Source organism: Desulfonatronum sp. SC1 (genome assembly GCF_003046795.1).
Lineage (GTDB): Bacteria > Desulfobacterota > Desulfovibrionia > Desulfovibrionales > Desulfonatronaceae > Desulfonatronum.
Genome location: NZ_PZKN01000228.1, coordinates 1 through 395 on the forward strand (window position 1 = coordinate 1; position 395 = coordinate 395).

The 395-nt window shown below is 39.0% G+C and carries 1 protein-coding gene; it reads right to left on the reverse strand.

Annotation, left to right across the window (positions count from 1 at the left end; genetic code table 11):
• Positions 1–27: 27 nt before the first annotated feature.
• Positions 28–395: hypothetical protein (locus tag C6366_RS19050; protein ID WP_233248603.1), on the reverse strand; the 368-nt coding region annotated here is incomplete at its 5' end.

The window sequence follows — 395 nt, forward strand, 5'->3', positions numbered from 1 at the left end:
GATGTGGAAGTAATCAATATCATAATGCTACAATAGTTTATATGCCTCTTCAAACTGCTTGTCAGAGACTGGATAGTTCTGTCCGTTTTCAAATCGCACCATTGCCTTTATGAGGTTGCGTAAAGCCGTTTTGGTGCTTACCAGGCCAGCATTTCTATCTATCCCTGTTTGTGCAGCTACATACTTAATATAGTTTTCGGTAGTATTCTCCTTTGATGGAGCATACTTCGATATGAGTTTGGCGATTGAATTATGTCCTTTGTCTATATCGGTTTTCACTTGTTTTATCATGGCACGTAAACCATACTCAAAAGTTGAGAATTGCTCAAATATCCCATCCGTGTTGTTTTGATGCATTAGCTTTCCAAGCCAGCTGGAACTGGAGAGTTTTATGT